The following is a 16,894-nucleotide window of genomic DNA, read 5'->3' as shown; positions in this document are numbered from 1 at the left end:
TGAATACGATGAAAAAGCAGGTCGTGCTGTACAAGAAACTCTCGCCGTTGCTGATGGCTCGCCTGCATGAGCAGACCGACGTGACGTTGATCGACAACCTCGACGCCGATGGCCTGGCGCAACTGCGCGAGGCCCTGCCCCGCGCTCACGGGTTGCTCGGTGCCAGTCTGAAACTGGACGCGGGCCTGCTGGACCTGGCGCCGAATCTACGCGCCATCGCCAGCGTTTCGGTGGGCGTCGACAACTACGACATCGACTACCTGACCGAGCGGCGAATCCTGCTCAGCAACACCCCGGACGTGCTCACCGAAACCACCGCCGACACCGGTTTTGCGCTGATCCTCGCGACGGCCCGGCGCGTGGTGGAACTGGCGAACATGGTTCGTGCCGGCCAGTGGAACCGCAACATCGGCCCCGTGCATTTCGGCAGCGATGTGCACGGTAAAACCCTGGGCATCATTGGCATGGGGCGGATCGGCGAAGCGTTGGCCCAACGCGGGCATTTCGGTTTCGGCATGCCGGTGATCTATCACAGCCACTCGCCGAAACCGGCGGTGGAACAACGCTTCAATGCGCAATACCGCAGCCTGCCGGAGCTGTTGCAGCAGGCCGATTTCGTTTGCCTGACATTGCCGCTGACAGTGGAAACCGAGGGACTGATCGGTGCTGAACAGTTTGCGCTGATGCGTCCAGAGACGATCTTCATCAATATTTCGCGGGGCAAAGTGGTGGACGAAACGGCGCTGATCGAAGCGTTGCGTTCCGGGCAGATTCGCGCAGCGGGGCTGGATGTGTTCGAGCGCGAACCGCTGAACCCGGACTCGCCGTTGTTGCAACTGAACAACGTGGTGGCGACGCCGCACATTGGCTCGGCGACCCATGAAACGCGCGAAGCGATGGCAACGTGTGCGGTGGACAATCTGTTGGCAGCGTTGGCGGGTGAGCGGCCGAAGAATCTGGTGAATACCCGGGCGTGGAAGGATTGAGGCATTCGGCGTTATGGAGATAGCCATCGCTGGCAAGCCAGCTCCCACAAGGTTTTGCGTCGATCACAAGGCCTGTGTTCAGCAACGATCCCTGTGGGAGCTGGCTTGCCAGCGATGAGGCCGGCACAGACGACTAAAACCTTCAGGCCCTACGCGCTTCCAAAAGATCCGCCGCACACAACGCAATCCGTCGACACGCATCCGCCAGTTTCCGTTGATCCACCACCAACCCGATCCGGATGTGCCCCGCCGCGCTTGGCCCGAACGCTTCGCCGGCCAGCACCGAAACGCCATAGCCCTCCAGCAGCCGCTCGGCGAAGTGCTGGGCGGACAACCCGGTCTGGCGCACATCGACCATCACAAACATCCCGCCATCGGGCCGAACCGCCCGCACCCCCGGGCACGCATTCAGGCTCGCGCACACCAGATCACGGCGTTGACGGTATTCCTCGCGCATCATCGCCACTTCCGGCAGATCACCCTCCAGCGCAACTTGCGCCGCCTTCTGCACAAAGTCCGGAATGCCGAACAGCATGCACAACGACAGATGTTCCAGATGGTCAATCAAGGGTTTGGGCCCGATCACCCAACCGACCCGCCAGCCGCTCATGGCATGGGATTTCGACAGGCTGTTGAGCGTCGCGGTGCGCTCGGCCATGCCGGGCAGGCTGGCCGGGCTGATGTGCTCGCCCTCGTACAACAGATCGCTGTAAACCTCGTCACTGATCAGCCACAGGTTGTGCCGAATACACAGCGACGCCAGTTCCTGCCAGATCTTCAGCGACAGACTGGCACCGGAAGGGTTGTTCGGACTGTTGAGCAAAAGCGCGCGGGTTTTCGGCGTGATCAGCGCCGCGACATCCGCCGGATCAACGCGAAAGCCATTCTCCGGACGCACCGCCACCGGCACCGCTTTCGCCCCGCAAGCGCCGAACACGCCTTCATAAGTCACGTACATCGGTTCGGCGACGATTACTTCATCGCCCGGATCGAGCAGGCATTGCACGACCGAATACACCCCGCATTGCGCGCCGGGCATCACGATCACTTCATCGACATCCACCGTCTGCCCACTGCGCCGCCGATGACGACTGACGATGCTGTCGCGAAGCCCGCGACTGCCGCGCACTTCTGCGTAATGGGTATCGCCGGCCAACAGGCTGTCGATGCACGCCTGGACGATGGGACGCGGCGTATCGAAGTCCGGATCACCCACCGACAACAGCAACACATCGACGCCCTGCTCTCGTAATTCCAATGCTCGGTAATGAATCTGCCAGGCCGCAGCGCCGTCTCCGGCAATTCGTTGGGTCAAGGCTGAATAGCGCATGTATTTCTCCAATCGCGCGTGTTCCTAGTCTCAACCCTATCTCAAATCACGAAACGCGCCACCATGGCATTCAAATCAACGGCCAGGCGCGACAATTCGTGGGTGGCAGCGCTGGTCTGGTTGGCCCCTGCAGCGGACTGGGTCGCCAGGTCGCGGATGTTCACCAGGTTGCGGTCAACTTCGCGGGACACCTGCGCCTGCTCTTCGGACGCGCTGGCAATTACCAGGTTGCGTTCGTTGATCAGATGGATCGACTGAGTGATCTGTTCCAGCGCGACACCGGCGGCTCGGGCCATTTCCAGGGTGCTGTGGGTGCGCTGATTGCTTTGCTGCATCGACGACACCGCCTCCCCCGTACCGTTTTGGATGCCGGCGACCATCTTCTCGATTTCCTGAGTCGATTGCGCCGTGCGATGCGCCAACGCCCGCACCTCGTCCGCCACCACCGCAAAACCACGCCCGGCTTCACCGGCACGGGCCGCTTCAATCGCGGCGTTCAGTGCCAGCAGGTTGGTCTGTTCGGCAATGGCGCGAATCACGTCCAGCACCTTGCCGATGTCCCGGCCCTGAGCGGCCAGGCCTTCAATCATCAGCGAGGTGTTCTGCACGTCGTGGGTCATGGTCTGGATCGCATCGACGGTTTCCACCACGCGGTCGCGACCTTCACGAGCAGCCTGGGTCGACTGGTTCGAGGCTTCGGAAGTCGACACGGCGTTGCGCGCCACTTCTTCCACCGCTGCGGTCATTTCGTTGACTGCTGTGGCGGCTTGTTCGATTTCATTGTTTTGCTGTTGCAGACCACGGGACGCTTCTTGCGTGACCGTGCTCAGCTCTTCGGCGGCGGCGCCCAGTTGCGTGGCGGAACCGGCGATCTGCTCGATGGTTTTGCGCAAGTTGGCCTGCATGGTGGACAAGGCGCCGAGCAAGCGGGCCGGCTCATCTTTACCGTCGATTTCGATGGCTTTGGTCAGGTTGCCGCCGGCGATGGTTTCGGCCGCCAGTAATGCACGGTTCAGCGGCGTTACGATGCTGCGGGTCAGCAACCAGGCCAGCAACACAGTCATCAGCGCCGCGACTACGGCCACGACGATGATGCCGGTGATCGCGTTGTTGTATTCCTTGCCCGCCTCGTCCAAAGCGGACTTGGCGTAGTTGGTATTGAGTGCCACCAGTTTATTGAGCTGCTCGCCCATCTGGTCGGTGCCGTCCTTGATCCGCGTATTGATGAGGCTGCGCATTTCATCAAGTTTGTTCTGCCGCGACAGCTCCATCATCTGGTTCTGCGCTTGCATGTAGTTGTCGAGGGTGGCCATGAACGTCTTGTACAGCGCGGTTTCTTCCGGCTGGGCGGGCAACGCGGCATAACTGGCCTGGGCGCTGTGCAGCTTGTCAGTCAGGACGCCAATCCGGGTCTGGGCTTCCTGCAACGCCGCTGGTTCACGGTTGACCAGCACTCGGAACGAGAGGATGCGCATACGCAAGACGCTTTCAGTCATGTTGCCGAGGAAGCCGACGCTGGGCAGTTGCGTCGAGCCCATATCAACCGAGGCCTGGCGGATGATCGACATGCGGTTCACGGCAAACACGCCCAGCACAATCACCAGCAAGGCAATGAAGGCAAAACCCAGGAAAGCTCGAGGCGCGATATTCAGATTACGCAGGGACATAGGACGATACTCGGGTGATTGAGTCTTCGAGCGTCCTTGCCGTGATCACTGGCGGGCGGGCGTGGAGGCGCAACCGGTCAGTGGGCGCCACTGTTGTAATAGGTTTGTGTGCGCCTGATATCTGTATCGGCTGGGGTTGAGGATTTTTGCGGGGATTTGCGAAATATATTTCAAGGGATTACGAGTGTTTCATCCGTGAAACACTCAAGAATCACACAAACCCTGTAGGAGCCGGCTTGCTGCGGGCGGCGTTCCGACGATGGCGGTATACCTGACACACCGCGTCGCATCTATCGCCAGCAAGCCGGCTCCTACAGGTTTGCAGTGAATTCAGGATTGGCGTTTGGCGATACGCCAGACCCGGGCGATGTCGCTCGCCCGCTCACGCAACAACCGTGGCGCCTCGGTGCACGCCTGCTCCAGGGTCATCGGCCCGCTCGCCAAGGCAAACGCGGCGTCGATGCCATGCGCGTACAGGGCCTGATAGCCCTCGCCCAAGGTGCCGGCGATGACGATGACCGGCACGCCGTGTTGCCCGGCGATGCGTGCGACACCAAACGGTGTCTTGCCGCGCAGGGTTTGCGCATCGAAGCGGCCTTCGCCGGTGATCACCAGATCGGCGCCCTTGACCGCATCGGCCAGACCGACCAGTTCCGCGACCACTTCAACCCCGGCCTTGAACTGCGCGCCCAGGAAGGCCTTGGCGGCAAACCCCAGGCCACCCGCCGCGCCGCTGCCCGGCTCGTCACGCACGTCATTGCCGAGAACCTGGGCGCAAAGCCCGGCGAAGTGCCCGAGGGCGCGATCCAGTTGCTCGACCTGCGCAGGCGTTGCACCTTTTTGCGGACCGAAAATCGCAGAGGCACCGTGGGGGCCGCACAGTGGATTGTTGACGTCGGCGGCGATGTCGAAGCGCACGTCGGTCAGACGCGGATCGATGTCACTGAGATCGATCCGCGCCAGTTGCGCCAGTGCCAATCCGCCGGGCGCCAGGGTTTGGCCTTGTACATCGAACAGTTTCACGCCCAGCGCTTGCATCGCCCCCGCACCGCCGTCGTTGGTGGCGCTGCCGCCAATCGCCAGGATCACCCGTTGCGCCCCGGCGTCGAGTGCCGCGCGGATCAACTCACCGGTGCCGAAGGTGCTGCTGATGCACGCATCGCGTTGCCCCGGCGGAACGAGTTGCAGGCCGCTGGCCTCAGCCATCTCGATGATGGCGGTGAGGCTCTGGGGCAACCAGCCCCACGCGGCGTCGACCGTTGTGCCCAGTGGCCCTTTGACGCGGGTGCGACGGAGTTGACCTTCGCAGGCGGCCAGAATCGACTCGACCGTGCCTTCGCCACCATCGGCCATCGGGCATTTGACCAGTTGCGCATCGGGCCAGACTTCAACCAGACCAAGGGCAATGGCATCGGCCACGCCTTGTGCGCTGAGGCTGTCCTTGAACGAATCGGGGGCGATGACGATTTTCATACGAATTCTCCAGTTCCAATGCCCCCATGCTGCCAGCCGGCCTGAACAATAACGCCGGTCCGCTGCACAAGTGGCACGGAGGATTATTGTTCATTTTCACAAAACGACAGGTTTACGCATCCCCTGTAGGAGCCGGCTTGCTGGCGATTGCGTACGACGCGGTGGATCAGGAACACCGCGTTAGGTGGATCGCCAGCAAGCCGGCTCCTACAGGGGCGGTGTTGTTTCGGTTTGTGGGAGTAGCTGCACACCGAGGTACAGCGCCAACATGCCATCGAGGCGCAACGGGTCGACGCCGCTGAGCTCGGCAATCCGCTCCATCCGGTAACGCAGGCTGTTGCGGTGAATGCCCAGCGCATCGGCGCAGGCCTGGCTTTGGCCGTCGTGATCGCACCAACTGCGCAACGTCGCCAGCAATTGGCCGTTGCCGTCCTTGGCGATGACTTTGCGCAAGGGCTTGAGTAATTCGTCAAGCGCATCATCGTTGCGATGGCGCCAGAGCATCACCGGCAACCGATAACGGGTCAGCGTCAACAGACGAGAATGCGGCAGTACATCGCGCCCATAAGCCAGCAAGTCGCCGACCCGCCGATAGCAACGACGCAAACCCGACAAGCCGTCGGCCTGCCCGCCCACGGCGATGCGCAAGATATTCCAGCCGAGGCCGTCGAGCTTTTCCAGCAAGCGGTCGTTCTCGATCGCCTGGTTGGCCGGCCGGCACCACAGCAACGACGACTTGGCCGAACTCACGCACCAACTGTCCGGGTAGCGCGAGGTCAGCCAGGCGCTGAGTGCGTCGACGGTTTGCCCCGGGCCGTGCTCCATTCCCAGCTCGAACAAATACGGCACCCGCGTCAGTTGCGGCTTGAGCCCAAGCTGTTGCGCCTCATCGATCAAGCGCGGCGAATCCCCTGCCTCGCTGAGCAGCAACGCCAGCAAATCATCGCAACGCTGGCGCCGCCATTGCTGCTCGGCCTGCTGATTGCGCTGACCCACCAGCATCTCGGCAGTCATGCGCACCAGCTCGGCGTAGGTACGCAATTGCTCGGGTTCGCCGGTGATGCCGAGCACGCCAATCAGCCGTTGATCGAGCAACAGCGGCAGGTTGATACCCGGTTGTACGCCCTTGAGGTGGATAGCGGTTTGCGCATCGATTTCCACCACCCGCCCGTTGGCCAGCACCAGTTGCGCGCCTTCGTGCCGGGTGTTGACCCGCTCCGGTTCACCACTGCCGAGAATCAACCCCTGGCTGTCCATGACGTTGACGTTGTAAGGCAGGATGGCCATCGCCCGGTCGACGATGTCCTGGGCCAGGTCGTGATCGAGTTCGAACATTGTGGTGGTCCTTCAAAGCGCGGTTGTTCACCCGCACAGGGCTTGGTTGCAAACCCTGTGCTCAGGCACAAAGACAGCAGCCCTGAGGGTGGTCGAGACTCTCAGGGCGATCAACGTTACCCTTTGCATCGCAAAAAATCATAATAAAGAGAGAGCCCGCCATGTCACAGAGCGCCGCCGCTACCCAGGCCATCGTTGACGAAAAAAATGCCGTCTACAAACGCATTGCCCTGCGTTTGATCCCCTTCATCTTCATCTGCTACCTGTTCAACTACCTCGACCGGGTGAACGTTGGATTTGCCAAGCTGCAGATGCTCGACGCGCTGAAATTCAGTGAAACCGTGTACGGCCTCGGCGCCGGGATCTTCTTTATCGGCTACGTGCTGTGCGGCGTACCGAGCAACCTGGCACTGACCAAATTCGGCCCGCGCCGCTGGATCGCGCTGATGATGATCACCTGGGGCACACTGTCGACCTGCCTGCTGTTCGTCACCACCCCGACCGAGTTCTACACCTTGCGCCTGTTCACCGGCGCGGCCGAAGCCGGGTTCTTCCCGGGCGTGGTGTTGTACCTCTCGCAGTGGTTCCCGACCTTCCGCCGTGGCCGCATCATGGCGCTGTTCATGTCGGCGATCCCGGTGTCCGGCCTGCTCGGCAGCCCGTTCTCTGGCTGGATCCTCAACCACTTCGCTGCGGGCCAGGGTGGCCTGGCCGGCTGGCAGTGGATGTTCCTGCTGCAAGGCATCCCGACCGTGATCCTCGGCGCCCTCGCCTACTTCCTGCTGAGCGACAGTTACGCCAATGCCAAATGGCTCACGCCGTTCGAGCGCTCGGTGCTGGAAGCCGACCACGCTGAAGACCTGGCCAACAAACCGAAAACCACCACCGACTCGCTGCTGGCGGTGTTCAAGAACCCGGCGATCTGGGCGTTCGGTTTGATCTACTTCTGCATCCAGAGCGGGGTCTACGCGATCAACTTCTGGCTGCCGTCGATCATCAAGAACCTGGGTTTCAACGATAACCTGGTGATCGGCTGGTTGAGTGCGATCCCGTACCTGCTGGCGGCTGTGTTCATGTTGATGGTCGGCCGCTCGGCGGACTTGCGCAAAGAACGTCGCTGGCATTTGGTGGTGCCAATGTTGATGGGCGCAGTGGGCCTGCTGATTGCCGTGAACTTCGCCACCACGCCTGCCATCGCCATCCTTGGCCTGACGATCGCCACCATGGGCGCCCTCACCGGCCTGCCGATGTTCTGGCCGGTGCCGACCGCACTGCTGAGCGCCGGCGCGGCTGCCGGTGGTCTGGCGCTGATCAACTCGATGGGCCAGATGGCCGGCTTCCTCAGCCCGTACCTGGTCGGTTGGGTCAAGGACACTACTGGCTCGACCGATGCCGCGTTGTACTTGCTGGCGGGCGTGATTGTCTGCGGCAGCCTGCTGGCGTTGCGCATGACCCGCACCCTGCGCGTCTGACACCTGTCCCCTGTGGGAGCGAGCCTGCTCGCGATAGCGGAGTGTCAGTCAACATAGCTGTTGAATGTTGAACCGCAATCGCCGGCAAGCCGGTCTCGCTCCCACATTTGATTGTGGGGGGGTCAATAATTGTGTTTGCCCCATGCGGTTGTTCTGGTATTTGATTGAGCCTTTCCCACTGGTAAAAGGATTTCGTCATGAGCTACCGCACGCTGGGTCACTCGGGATTGCAGGTGTCCACCCTGACCCTGGGGACCATGATGTTCGGCGAACAGACCAGCACCGAAGATTCCCTGCGGATCATCGACAAGGCCTGGGACCAGGGCATCAATTTCATCGACACCGCCGACGTCTACACCAACGGTCGCTCTGAAGAGATCGTCGGCGAAGCGATCGCCGGCAACCGCCACGAATGGGTGCTCGCCACCAAAGTCGGTTTCGGCCCGGTGGACGGTGTGCCGAACCGCAGCGGCCTGAGCCGCAAGCACATTTTCAATGGCATCGATGCCAGCCTCACGCGCCTGGGCACCGACTACGTCGACCTTTATTACCTGCACCGCGAAGACCACAACACGCCGCTGGAAGTGACGGTGTCGGCCATCGGCGACCTGATTCGCCAGGGCAAAATCCGCAACTGGGGGTTGTCGAACTACCGTGGCTGGCGCATCGCCGAGGTCATTCGCGTGGCCGACAAACTGGGTGTCGACCGCCCTGTCATCAGCCAGCCTCTGTACAACATCGTCAATCGCCAGGCCGAAGCCGAACAGATCACCGCCGCGCAGAACTACGGTCTGGGCGTTGTGCCTTACAGCCCGCTGGCGCGCGGCGTGCTCAGCGGCAAATATGCGCCGGATGTAAAACCGGATGCCAACAGCCGCGCCGGGCGCGCCGACAAACGTATTCTGGAAACCGAATGGCGCGTCGAATCCCTGCGCATCGCCCAACAGATCCAGCAATACACGCAAGATCGCGGCGTCGGTATCGTCGAGTTCGCGATTGCCTGGGTGCTGAACAACAGCGCCGTCACCTCGGCCATTGTCGGGCCGCGTACCGAAGAGCAATGGGATGCCTACACTAAGGCGCAGGCGGTGAAGATCACGGCGCAGGATGAAGCGTTTATCGACTCGCTGGTGACACCGGGGCATGCGTCCACGCCAGGGTTCAATGATGTGAGCCATTTCGTGTCGGGCCGTAAAGCGCGCAACGCCTGAATCAACACAAGACGACTGTGGGAGCGAGCCTGCTCGCTCCCACAGGGTGTCGGGTGTAGTAAATATTGATCATCCGGACAATATTCAGCACAAAAACCACGTATCCTCCGCACCCCGTTTCACGTTCAACTTCGCGAGGACAGTTTGTCTAAAGGTATCGCTCTATCGGTTTCAGCCTCTGTGCTGTTTGCCGTCATGTATTACTACACCTCACTGCTCAACCCGTTGAGCGGTGTGGAAATTTTTGGCTGGCGCATGCTGCTGACAGTGCCGTGCATGACCGTGTTCATGGTGGTCTCCAGCGAATGGAAGCGCGTGGTCGAGCTCGTTCGCCGAGCCATCGCCCAGCCGAAACTGATTGCCGCCCTGATCGCCTCTTCGGCCCTGCTGGGCGTGCAACTCTGGCTGTTCATGTGGGCGCCGCTCAACGGCTACAGCCTTGATGTGTCGCTGGGCTATTTCCTGTTGCCACTGACCATGGTCCTGACCGGACGGCTCGCCTACGGTGAGCGCCTTTCCTATCTACAGAAAATTGCCGTGTTTTTTGCCTGCCTCGGTGTGATCAACGAGGTGTATCAGGTCGGTGGTTTTTCCTGGGCGACGTTGCTGGTATGCATCGGCTATCCAACGTATTTCATCCTGCGCAAGCGTCTGGCGACGGACAACCTTGGCGGCTTGTGGCTGGACATGGCGTTGACGCTGCCGGTGGCCTTCTGGTTCGTACAGACCGGCGAGCAAGGTTTCAATGTGTTTGATCAGCATCCGTGGCTGTCACTGTTGATCCCGCTTCTCGGCGTGATCAGTGCGTCGGCGCTGGTGATCTACATCATCGCCAGCCGGCTGTTGCCCTTCAGCCTGTTCGGGCTGTTGAGCTACGTCGAGCCGGTGCTGTTGCTTGGCGTTGCGTTGTTGCTCGGGGAAAGCATCAAGACCGGGGAATGGCTGACCTACATTCCGATCTGGATGGCGGTGCTGGTGCTGATGTTCGAAGGGTTCAAGCACATGATGCGACAACGCCGCCCTTAACAGACACACAAAACAAATGTGGGAGCGAGCCTGCTCGCGATAGCGTCGTCAAACGCAACATTGATGTTGGCTGACAGACCGCTATCGCGAGCAGGCTCGCTCCCACAGTTTTATCGGTGAATCAACTTAGTCGGTGGAGAGCACACCACGACGAACCTGGTCACGCTCGATCGATTCGAACAGTGCCTTGAAGTTGCCCTCGCCGAACCCGTCGTCGCCTTTACGCTGGATGAATTCGAAGAACACCGGGCCCATCAGGGTTTCCGAGAAGATCTGCAACAGCAGACGCTTGTCGCCCGACTCGGACGAACCGTCCAGTAGGATGCCCCGCGCTTGCAGCTGATCTACCGGTTCGCCGTGGTTCGGCAAGCGGCCTTCAAGCATTTCGTAATAAGTTTCCGGTGGCGCCGTCATGAAGCGCATGCCGATGCTTTTCAGGTGATCCCAGGTCTTGATCAGATCATCGCTGAGGAACGCCACGTGCTGGATGCCCTCGCCGTTGAACTGCATCAGGAACTCTTCGATCTGCCCGGCGCCCTTGGAGGACTCTTCGTTCAACGGGATGCGGATCATGCCGTCCGGCGCGGTCATCGCCTTGGAGGTCAGGCCGGTGTATTCGCCCTTGATGTCGAAGTAGCGGATCTCACGGAAGTTGAACAGCTTCTCGTAGAAGTTCGCCCAGTACGCCATGCGGCCGCGATACACGTTGTGAGTCAGGTGGTCGATGATCTTCAGGCCGGCACCGACCGGGTTGCGGTCAACGCCTTCGATGAACACGAAGTCGATGTCGTAGATCGAACTGCCTTCACCGAAACGGTCGATCAGGTACAGCGGCGCGCCGCCGATGCCTTTGATTGCCGGCAGGTGCAGTTCCATCGGGCCGGTTTCGATGTGGATCGGCTGCGCGCCGAGTTCCAGTGCACGCTTGTAGGCCTTTTGCGAATCCTTGACGCGGAACGCCATGCCGCACACCGACGGGCCGTGCTCGGCCGCGAAGTACGAAGCGACGCTGTGGGGTTCGTTGTTGAGGATCAGGTTGATCGCGCCCTGGCGATACAGGTGCACGTCTTTGGAACGGTGGGTCGCGACTTTGGTGAAGCCCATGATCTTGAAGATCGGCTCCAGCGTGTTCGGGGTTGGCGATGCGAATTCAATGAATTCAAAGCCCATCAGGCCCATCGGGTTTTCGTATAAATCTGCCATGGTCGGCGCCTCATCATTTTCTGGTCAATTAACGAATCGTTAGTTGCTGGCAATGCTGAGACCGGCGGGTGGCGCGCAGGAGATGCCCCGCACGCTGCGCGCGAGGAAGTCACCGTAGATCAATTGAAACCCAAAACTCTTCATTGTCGACCCAAGGCTATTACGGGCGAGGCTTCTGCTGCCAGAAGCCATTTATTCTTATATGCGTAACCGGATTCTACACAGCGTAAATAGGTTTGTCCGCCTTCTGTATCAAATCCCCTTTTTCCCTGCTCGCGCAAGGGGTTTGTTGCAGAGGAAAATCCCCGCCAGAATCAGCCCGCCGCCCAGACACATCGTCAGGGTCAATCGCTCGCCGAGCAGCAACGCACCCAGGATGACAGCGGTCAGCGGATTCAAGGCGATGAACACCCCGGAACGGGTCGCGCCGATTTTGCGCAGGCCGTCGTAATAGCCAATATACGCCAGCGCCGAGCCCAGCACGCCCAGATACATCAGGCTCAACCATTGCGACGAGTCAAGGCTGACCAGCGCCGCAACACTCACCTCGCCCCTGACGGCACTGGCCACCCAGAGCATCACCGTGCCCAGCAAAATCGAATACGTCACCGTTTGCACCGGCCCCAGGGTTTGATTCAGATCTTTGGAGAACAGTGAGTAAATGCCCCAACCGAGCACGCAGCCGAAAATCAACAGATCGCCGAACCAGGCATCCGCCTGACCGGCCAGCAACTGCGGATGACGACTGACAATCACCAGGCTTGCCCCGGCAATGCAGATCGCGATGCCGATGACTTTCGCTCGACTCAAGCGCTCCTTGAACAGCAGCCACGAGGCCAGTCCGATCACGGCCGGGTTCAGCGCCACGATCAATGACGCCCGCGAGGCATTGATGTAGTGCAGGCCATAGAAGAAGCACAGGTTGTAGAAAAAAATCCCGAAAAAGCCCAACAACGCCAGTTGCAACCATTGCCGAGGACTCGGCCGGGCCAGTGGAATGCGCGCGAGCAGCAAAAACAGGAGCAGCGCCGCGCTGGCCAGCAAAAAACGCAGGCTGGCAGCGAACAACGGGCTGAGGCTGTCCGCCAGAAACCGTCCCGCGACGAAGGTGCCGCCCCAAATCATGGTGACCGCCGCGAGTTTGAAATAAACCGCGACATCGGAAGGCTCCGACAGGCTTTGCTCACATGCAGTCATAAGTCTCCAGAACGACAGATCGATTCGATGGCGTATCATTTCGCTAATATTCGATCATCGTAAAATGAGTAAAAGCTCATGACCCTCACTCAGCTGGAGATCTTCTCGCTCGTTGCCGAACTCCACGGCTTTACGGCGGCGGCCAATCGTCTGGGCATTTCTCAATCCGCTGTGTCTCACGCCCTCAAGTCGTTGGAACAGGAACTGGGCGTCGAGCTTCTGCGGCGGCATCAGTCTCAGGTCGAACTCAGTGACATCGGCCAACAGCTGCTATTACGCGCCCGGGCAATGCTCGGGCTGGCCAACACCTTGCGCCAGGAAGCGGCGGATGCCCGCGGCATGAAACGCGGCACATTGCGCATCGGCTCGTTCGGCCCGACCTCATCGATCAAGTTGTTGCCGACGATTCTGCAGCACTACCGCGCCGCGCACCCCGGCATCGAGGTGCACATTGATGAAGGCCCCGACCGCCAGGTGATCCAGTGGCTGGAAGAGCGACGCATCGACATCGGCTTCGTGGTGTTGCCCGAAGAACGATTCGACACCTTTGCGCTGTTCCAGGACCAGATGGTCGCGTTGCTGCCCGCCCATCATCCGCTGGCGGCTCGCACCAGCCTGACCCTGAGCGATTTATGTCACGACCCGTTCGTGCTGACCGAGGCCGGCTCTTCGGAGCTGGTGTCCCGTTTGTTCAGTGCCGCGCGGTTGACGCCGAACATCCGTTATCGTTGCTCGCAGTTGCTCAGCACGCTGGATACCGTTGGCCGGGGCGATGCCTTGACCGTGGTCGCCGAAGGCTCGCTGCCCACGCATCACGACGACCGCTACCTGAAAAAACCGCTGTCGCCAGCGATCGCACGCCAGGTCGGCCTGGCCGTGCTCGACCAACGCCAGAGCTCACCGGCGGCACTGGCCTTTATCAAACTGGCCACAAGTCTGGCCTACCGTTGAGCGGCATAAGCCACAAAGGCCAACTATCATGGCCTCTGACCGAACTCTTTTGGGGAGGCGTGCCGTTGTCCTGCCTGCATTTGAGAGCCCTATTTCATCGCTACAGGTTTCGCAAATGCCACTGACTGTAAAAGCCCGCCGCCAACGCGGCAGACGGATTATTGTCACCGTATTGAGTGGTTTGCTCCCGATGTTGCTCGGGTTCGCCATTCTTTACCTGCAAGCTGAGCGCGCGCTTGAGCAAAGCACCCGACTGACCGCCGAAGAAGCCATTCGCCAATTCGAACTGATGCTCGACAACACCGCGCAGGCCGCACGCGAATTGCTGCCGCTGGCCGGGAAAAGTTGTATGGACGTCAATCTGGCCTTGCGCGAGCAAGTCACCCGCCGTCCGTTTGTGCGCTCGACCAATCTGGTGTGGGACGACACCAATTACTGCAGTTCTTTGTTCGGCGACTTCCGCGAAAAAATCGAGGCCGGCGACTACAGCAACGGCACGTTGCAACTGATGAAAGGCAATCTGGTCACGCCCGATTCCGCGGTGTTGGTGTACCGCATCGGCGAAGGAAAAAAGGGCGCGCTGAGCACGCTGGACGGTTATCACTTGAGCAACGCACTGCGCATGATCGGCCGCTCGACAATACTGGTGCTGCAAGTCGGCCCTAATTGGCTGACCGCCGATGGCCAGTTCCATCAAGACCCACTCCCCACCTTGCCCGTGGCGCAAACCAGGCTCGATTCCTCGCGCTATGCATTCTCTGTAACGGCCGGATTTCCCGAAGGCGAAACGTGGCGCTACATGAGTAGCGAATATCCGCCGCTGTTCAGCTTGCTGATCTTCTTCGGCGTGGTTTCAGGGTCCATCGGGCACATTCTGCAGAAGCGCTCTTCATCGCCGAGTCATGAGCTACAGCGTGCGCTGGAAGCGGCGGAGTTCATTCCTTACTTTCAGCCGGTGGTTCATGGCGACAGCAAGAAATGGTCAGGCACCGAGGTGCTGATGCGCTGGAAGCACCCGAAGGAAGGGCTGGTTCGTCCCGATCTGTTTATTCCGTTCGCCGAGCACTCCGGGCTTATCGTGCCCATGACCCGCTCTTTAATGCAGCAAACCGCCGCATTGCTGTCGCCCTTGTCGACCTCATTCGAAAGCCCGTTTCATGTGGGCATCAACATCACTGCCAGCCACTGCAAGAACCTGGAACTGGTCGAAGATTGCCGGGCATTTCTGAGCAACTTTGCACCAGGGTCCATTCACCTGGTACTGGAGCTGACCGAGCGTGAACTGATTGAGCCCACCGCCATCACGCTGCAGTTGTTCGAGCAACTTCATGCGCTGGGCGTGAAGATCGCCATCGATGACTTCGGCACCGGCCATTCAAGCCTGGGTTATCTGCGCCAGTTCAATGTCGACTTCCTGAAAATCGACCAGAGCTTTGTCGCCCTGATCGGCGCAGACGCCCTTTCCCGGCACATTCTGGACACCATCATCGAACTCTCGGCCAAGCTCGATCTGGGCATCGTCGCCGAAGGCGTGGAAACCGAAGAGCAAAGTGACTACCTCACCGCCCATGGCGTGAACTTTCTGCAAGGATATCTGTTCGGCCGGCCGATGCCCGCTGCTGATTTCATTAAGGCATTAAGTCACCATTAACTTATGGCATTAAGCGACGAGACAACGGCGATGCGCACCAATTTGAATCAAAAGACTACTATCGTTACATGAAGAAAAAGTCAGGATTTACTCTTTGCTCATTAACTACTACAATTTTTCATGCCTGCTATAAATTGGCAGGTGAGCCACTATCACCGAGTCGCTACAAGGCTCTTGGCTTATAGCTTTGTTTGCGGTTGGTATCAGCCAAACACACTATTGGAGTAAAGATATTGTCCAGACTCGCTGAATTTCGTGCAGCTGAAAAGGCCCTTCAAGAGCAGCTCAAGCAGCTAGAATCCCTGAAGAACGATGCCGGGCTCAAGAAAGAAATCGAATTCGAAGAAAAGCTCCAGGGGCTGATGAAAACCTACGGCAAGAGCTTGCGCGACATCATCGCCATTCTCGATCCGAACCCGGCAAAATCCGGTCTGCAGCAGGCCGCCGCGCCGAAAACCCGCCGCGCTCGCGTGGTCAAGGTTTATCAGAATCCGCACACCGGTGAACTGATTGAAACCAAGGGCGGCAACCACCGCGGCCTGAAAGCCTGGAAGGAACAATACGGTGCTTCCACCGTTGACTCCTGGCTTCGCGGCTAAGCACTCGCGGTGACAAAAAAAAAGCCCTGCATCAAGCGGGGCTTTTTTATGGATACCTGTTAAATGCAACGATTGAAATCGATCAATTCGCTACATATCGACTAACTTTGTGCTTAATCCCTTTGGGTATCTAAACATTGCGAAATGCACGACCGTGCAAACCGTTATCTAAAGTTTCAAGCTGTTACGAGCAGCCTCTATTTCACCCAGGCTTGCCTTGTAAGCCTCTGCCTGTCCTGCGTACGAAAGAACATAAGCCTTATCGGCATCCACCGCCGCGACCAATGTTTGCGAAAGCACATGGCGCCCATTCTGCGTAATGGTGCAGGTAGTTTCCAGTGCCGCCAGGCGGCTCAACGTTGCCGGATGGATTTTGTTGCACACGCTTTGATAGCCGCCCTGAAAGAAGTCCTTCTGCACGGACTTGCGCATTTCCAGCAGCACACCTTGCAGATTGACCTGATGACCGCTTTCCACCGGCGTCATGGTCAACTCCATCACCATCAACGGCGCACCGCCCTGATCGTTTTTCACCGCGCGCTGCCGGGACACCTGAGGCCTGGCCTGATCTGGCGGGGTCGCTTCGACTTCCCAGCCATCTGGCCAGGTCACGATCGGCGCATCGGCATGAGCACAGGTAACGCCTGACAGCAGGAAAATCAGAACGAACAGCGATTTACAGGATCGGATCATTGCAATGAATACTCACGGATTGAGCGATAAAGTCTGAGCCTCGTCCGCCTGTCAGGCAATAGCGGGTGGTTTGGGTTTGGTGATGCCTGCGCCCTTGCGT

At 59.6% G+C, this 16,894-nt stretch carries 14 protein-coding genes; 7 read left to right on the top strand and 7 right to left on the bottom strand.

The annotated features are described in order from the left end of the window. Positions 1–8: 8 nt before the first annotated feature. Complete coding sequence (locus IB254_RS02335) at positions 9–986, top strand: bifunctional glyoxylate/hydroxypyruvate reductase B (protein ID WP_008036858.1); 978 nt, start codon at positions 9–11, stop codon at positions 984–986. Between the two features lie 142 nt (positions 987–1,128). Here the strand turns inward: IB254_RS02335 and IB254_RS02330 are convergent, their stop codons facing one another. The 4 genes from IB254_RS02330 to IB254_RS02315 form a co-directional block, all read right to left on the bottom strand. After that, positions 1,129–2,316 (bottom strand): pyridoxal phosphate-dependent aminotransferase, encoded by a 1,188-nt coding sequence (locus IB254_RS02330; protein WP_192416235.1) that lies wholly within the window; start codon positions 2,314–2,316, stop codon positions 1,129–1,131. Between the two features lie 41 nt (positions 2,317–2,357). Next, the gene (locus tag IB254_RS02325; protein WP_192416234.1) at positions 2,358–3,983 is read right to left on the bottom strand and encodes a methyl-accepting chemotaxis protein; all 1,626 of its coding nucleotides are present in this window, start codon (positions 3,981–3,983) and stop codon (positions 2,358–2,360) included. Positions 3,984–4,313: 330 nt separating this feature from the next. After that, positions 4,314–5,456 (bottom strand): glycerate kinase, encoded by a 1,143-nt coding sequence (locus IB254_RS02320; RefSeq protein ID WP_192416233.1) that lies wholly within the window; start codon positions 5,454–5,456, stop codon positions 4,314–4,316. A 207-nt stretch (positions 5,457–5,663) separates the two neighbouring features. Continuing rightward, the gene (locus IB254_RS02315) at positions 5,664–6,791 is read right to left on the bottom strand and encodes a sugar diacid recognition domain-containing protein (RefSeq protein ID WP_008031099.1); all 1,128 of its coding nucleotides are present in this window, start codon (positions 6,789–6,791) and stop codon (positions 5,664–5,666) included. Positions 6,792–6,952: 161 nt separating this feature from the next. Here IB254_RS02315 and IB254_RS02310 point away from each other — a divergent pair, with 161 nt between their 5' ends. From IB254_RS02310 to rarD, 3 genes are all read left to right on the top strand, one after another. Continuing rightward, positions 6,953–8,263, top strand: coding sequence for an MFS transporter (locus IB254_RS02310; RefSeq protein WP_192416232.1), 1,311 nt, complete (start codon positions 6,953–6,955; stop codon positions 8,261–8,263). 197 nt (positions 8,264–8,460) lie between these two features. After that, positions 8,461–9,474, top strand: coding sequence for an aldo/keto reductase (locus tag IB254_RS02305; protein ID WP_192416231.1), 1,014 nt, complete (start codon positions 8,461–8,463; stop codon positions 9,472–9,474). Positions 9,475–9,618: 144 nt separating this feature from the next. Continuing rightward, a complete protein-coding gene (gene rarD, locus IB254_RS02300; protein WP_192416230.1) occupies positions 9,619–10,500 on the top strand; it encodes an EamA family transporter RarD in 882 nt (293 codons plus the stop codon). 126 nt (positions 10,501–10,626) lie between these two features. Here rarD and hppD read toward each other — a convergent pair whose 3' ends face one another. Further along, entirely contained in the window at positions 10,627–11,703 is a 1,077-nt protein-coding gene (gene hppD, locus IB254_RS02295) for a 4-hydroxyphenylpyruvate dioxygenase (RefSeq protein ID WP_008031092.1), read from the bottom strand. A gap of 252 nt (positions 11,704–11,955) precedes the next feature. Continuing rightward, positions 11,956–12,900, bottom strand: a complete 945-nt coding sequence (locus IB254_RS02290; RefSeq protein WP_192416229.1) for a DMT family transporter — start codon at positions 12,898–12,900, stop codon at positions 11,956–11,958. A gap of 78 nt (positions 12,901–12,978) precedes the next feature. On the opposite strand from IB254_RS02290, the gene IB254_RS02285 reads away from it, so the two are divergent. The 3 genes from IB254_RS02285 (at position 12,979) to IB254_RS02275 (ending at position 16,101) form a co-directional block, all read left to right on the top strand. Next, entirely contained in the window at positions 12,979–13,851 is an 873-nt protein-coding gene (locus IB254_RS02285) for a LysR family transcriptional regulator (protein ID WP_192416228.1), read from the top strand. Between the two features lie 115 nt (positions 13,852–13,966). Beyond that, positions 13,967–15,502, top strand: a complete 1,536-nt coding sequence (locus IB254_RS02280) for an EAL domain-containing protein (protein ID WP_192416227.1) — start codon at positions 13,967–13,969, stop codon at positions 15,500–15,502. Positions 15,503–15,735: 233 nt separating this feature from the next. Further along, positions 15,736–16,101 (top strand): histone-like nucleoid-structuring protein, MvaT/MvaU family, encoded by a 366-nt coding sequence (locus IB254_RS02275; protein ID WP_008031084.1) that lies wholly within the window; start codon positions 15,736–15,738, stop codon positions 16,099–16,101. Positions 16,102–16,269: 168 nt separating this feature from the next. Here the strand turns inward: IB254_RS02275 and IB254_RS02270 are convergent, their stop codons facing one another. Next, positions 16,270–16,794 (bottom strand): DUF4946 domain-containing protein, encoded by a 525-nt coding sequence (locus IB254_RS02270; RefSeq protein WP_192416226.1) that lies wholly within the window; start codon positions 16,792–16,794, stop codon positions 16,270–16,272. Positions 16,795–16,894 lie beyond the last annotated feature (100 nt).

The organism is Pseudomonas sp. PDM03 (assembly GCF_014852385.1).
Lineage (GTDB): Bacteria > Pseudomonadota > Gammaproteobacteria > Pseudomonadales > Pseudomonadaceae > Aquipseudomonas > Aquipseudomonas migulae.
Note: the sequence above shows the minus strand (reverse complement) of the source record. Positions and strands in the feature narration are given on the sequence as shown.

What these genes read in the sequence shown, in the direction of transcription:
- IB254_RS02335 (WP_008036858.1), top strand. Translation starts at nt 9, where the DNA reads ATGAAAAAGCAGGTCGTGCTGTACAAGAAACTCTCGCCGTTGCTGATG.
- IB254_RS02330 (WP_192416235.1), bottom strand. Translation starts at nt 2,316, where the DNA reads ATGCGCTATTCAGCCTTGACCCAACGAATTGCCGGAGACGGCGCTGCG.
- IB254_RS02325 (WP_192416234.1), bottom strand. Translation starts at nt 3,983, where the DNA reads ATGTCCCTGCGTAATCTGAATATCGCGCCTCGAGCTTTCCTGGGTTTT.
- IB254_RS02320 (WP_192416233.1), bottom strand. Translation starts at nt 5,456, where the DNA reads ATGAAAATCGTCATCGCCCCCGATTCGTTCAAGGACAGCCTCAGCGCA.
- IB254_RS02315 (WP_008031099.1), bottom strand. Translation starts at nt 6,791, where the DNA reads ATGTTCGAACTCGATCACGACCTGGCCCAGGACATCGTCGACCGGGCG.
- IB254_RS02310 (WP_192416232.1), top strand. Translation starts at nt 6,953, where the DNA reads ATGTCACAGAGCGCCGCCGCTACCCAGGCCATCGTTGACGAAAAAAAT.
- IB254_RS02305 (WP_192416231.1), top strand. Translation starts at nt 8,461, where the DNA reads ATGAGCTACCGCACGCTGGGTCACTCGGGATTGCAGGTGTCCACCCTG.
- hppD (WP_008031092.1), bottom strand. Translation starts at nt 11,703, where the DNA reads ATGGCAGATTTATACGAAAACCCGATGGGCCTGATGGGCTTTGAATTC.
- IB254_RS02290 (WP_192416229.1), bottom strand. Translation starts at nt 12,900, where the DNA reads ATGACTGCATGTGAGCAAAGCCTGTCGGAGCCTTCCGATGTCGCGGTT.
- IB254_RS02285 (WP_192416228.1), top strand. Translation starts at nt 12,979, where the DNA reads ATGACCCTCACTCAGCTGGAGATCTTCTCGCTCGTTGCCGAACTCCAC.
- IB254_RS02280 (WP_192416227.1), top strand. Translation starts at nt 13,967, where the DNA reads ATGCCACTGACTGTAAAAGCCCGCCGCCAACGCGGCAGACGGATTATT.
- IB254_RS02270 (WP_192416226.1), bottom strand. Translation starts at nt 16,794, where the DNA reads ATGATCCGATCCTGTAAATCGCTGTTCGTTCTGATTTTCCTGCTGTCA.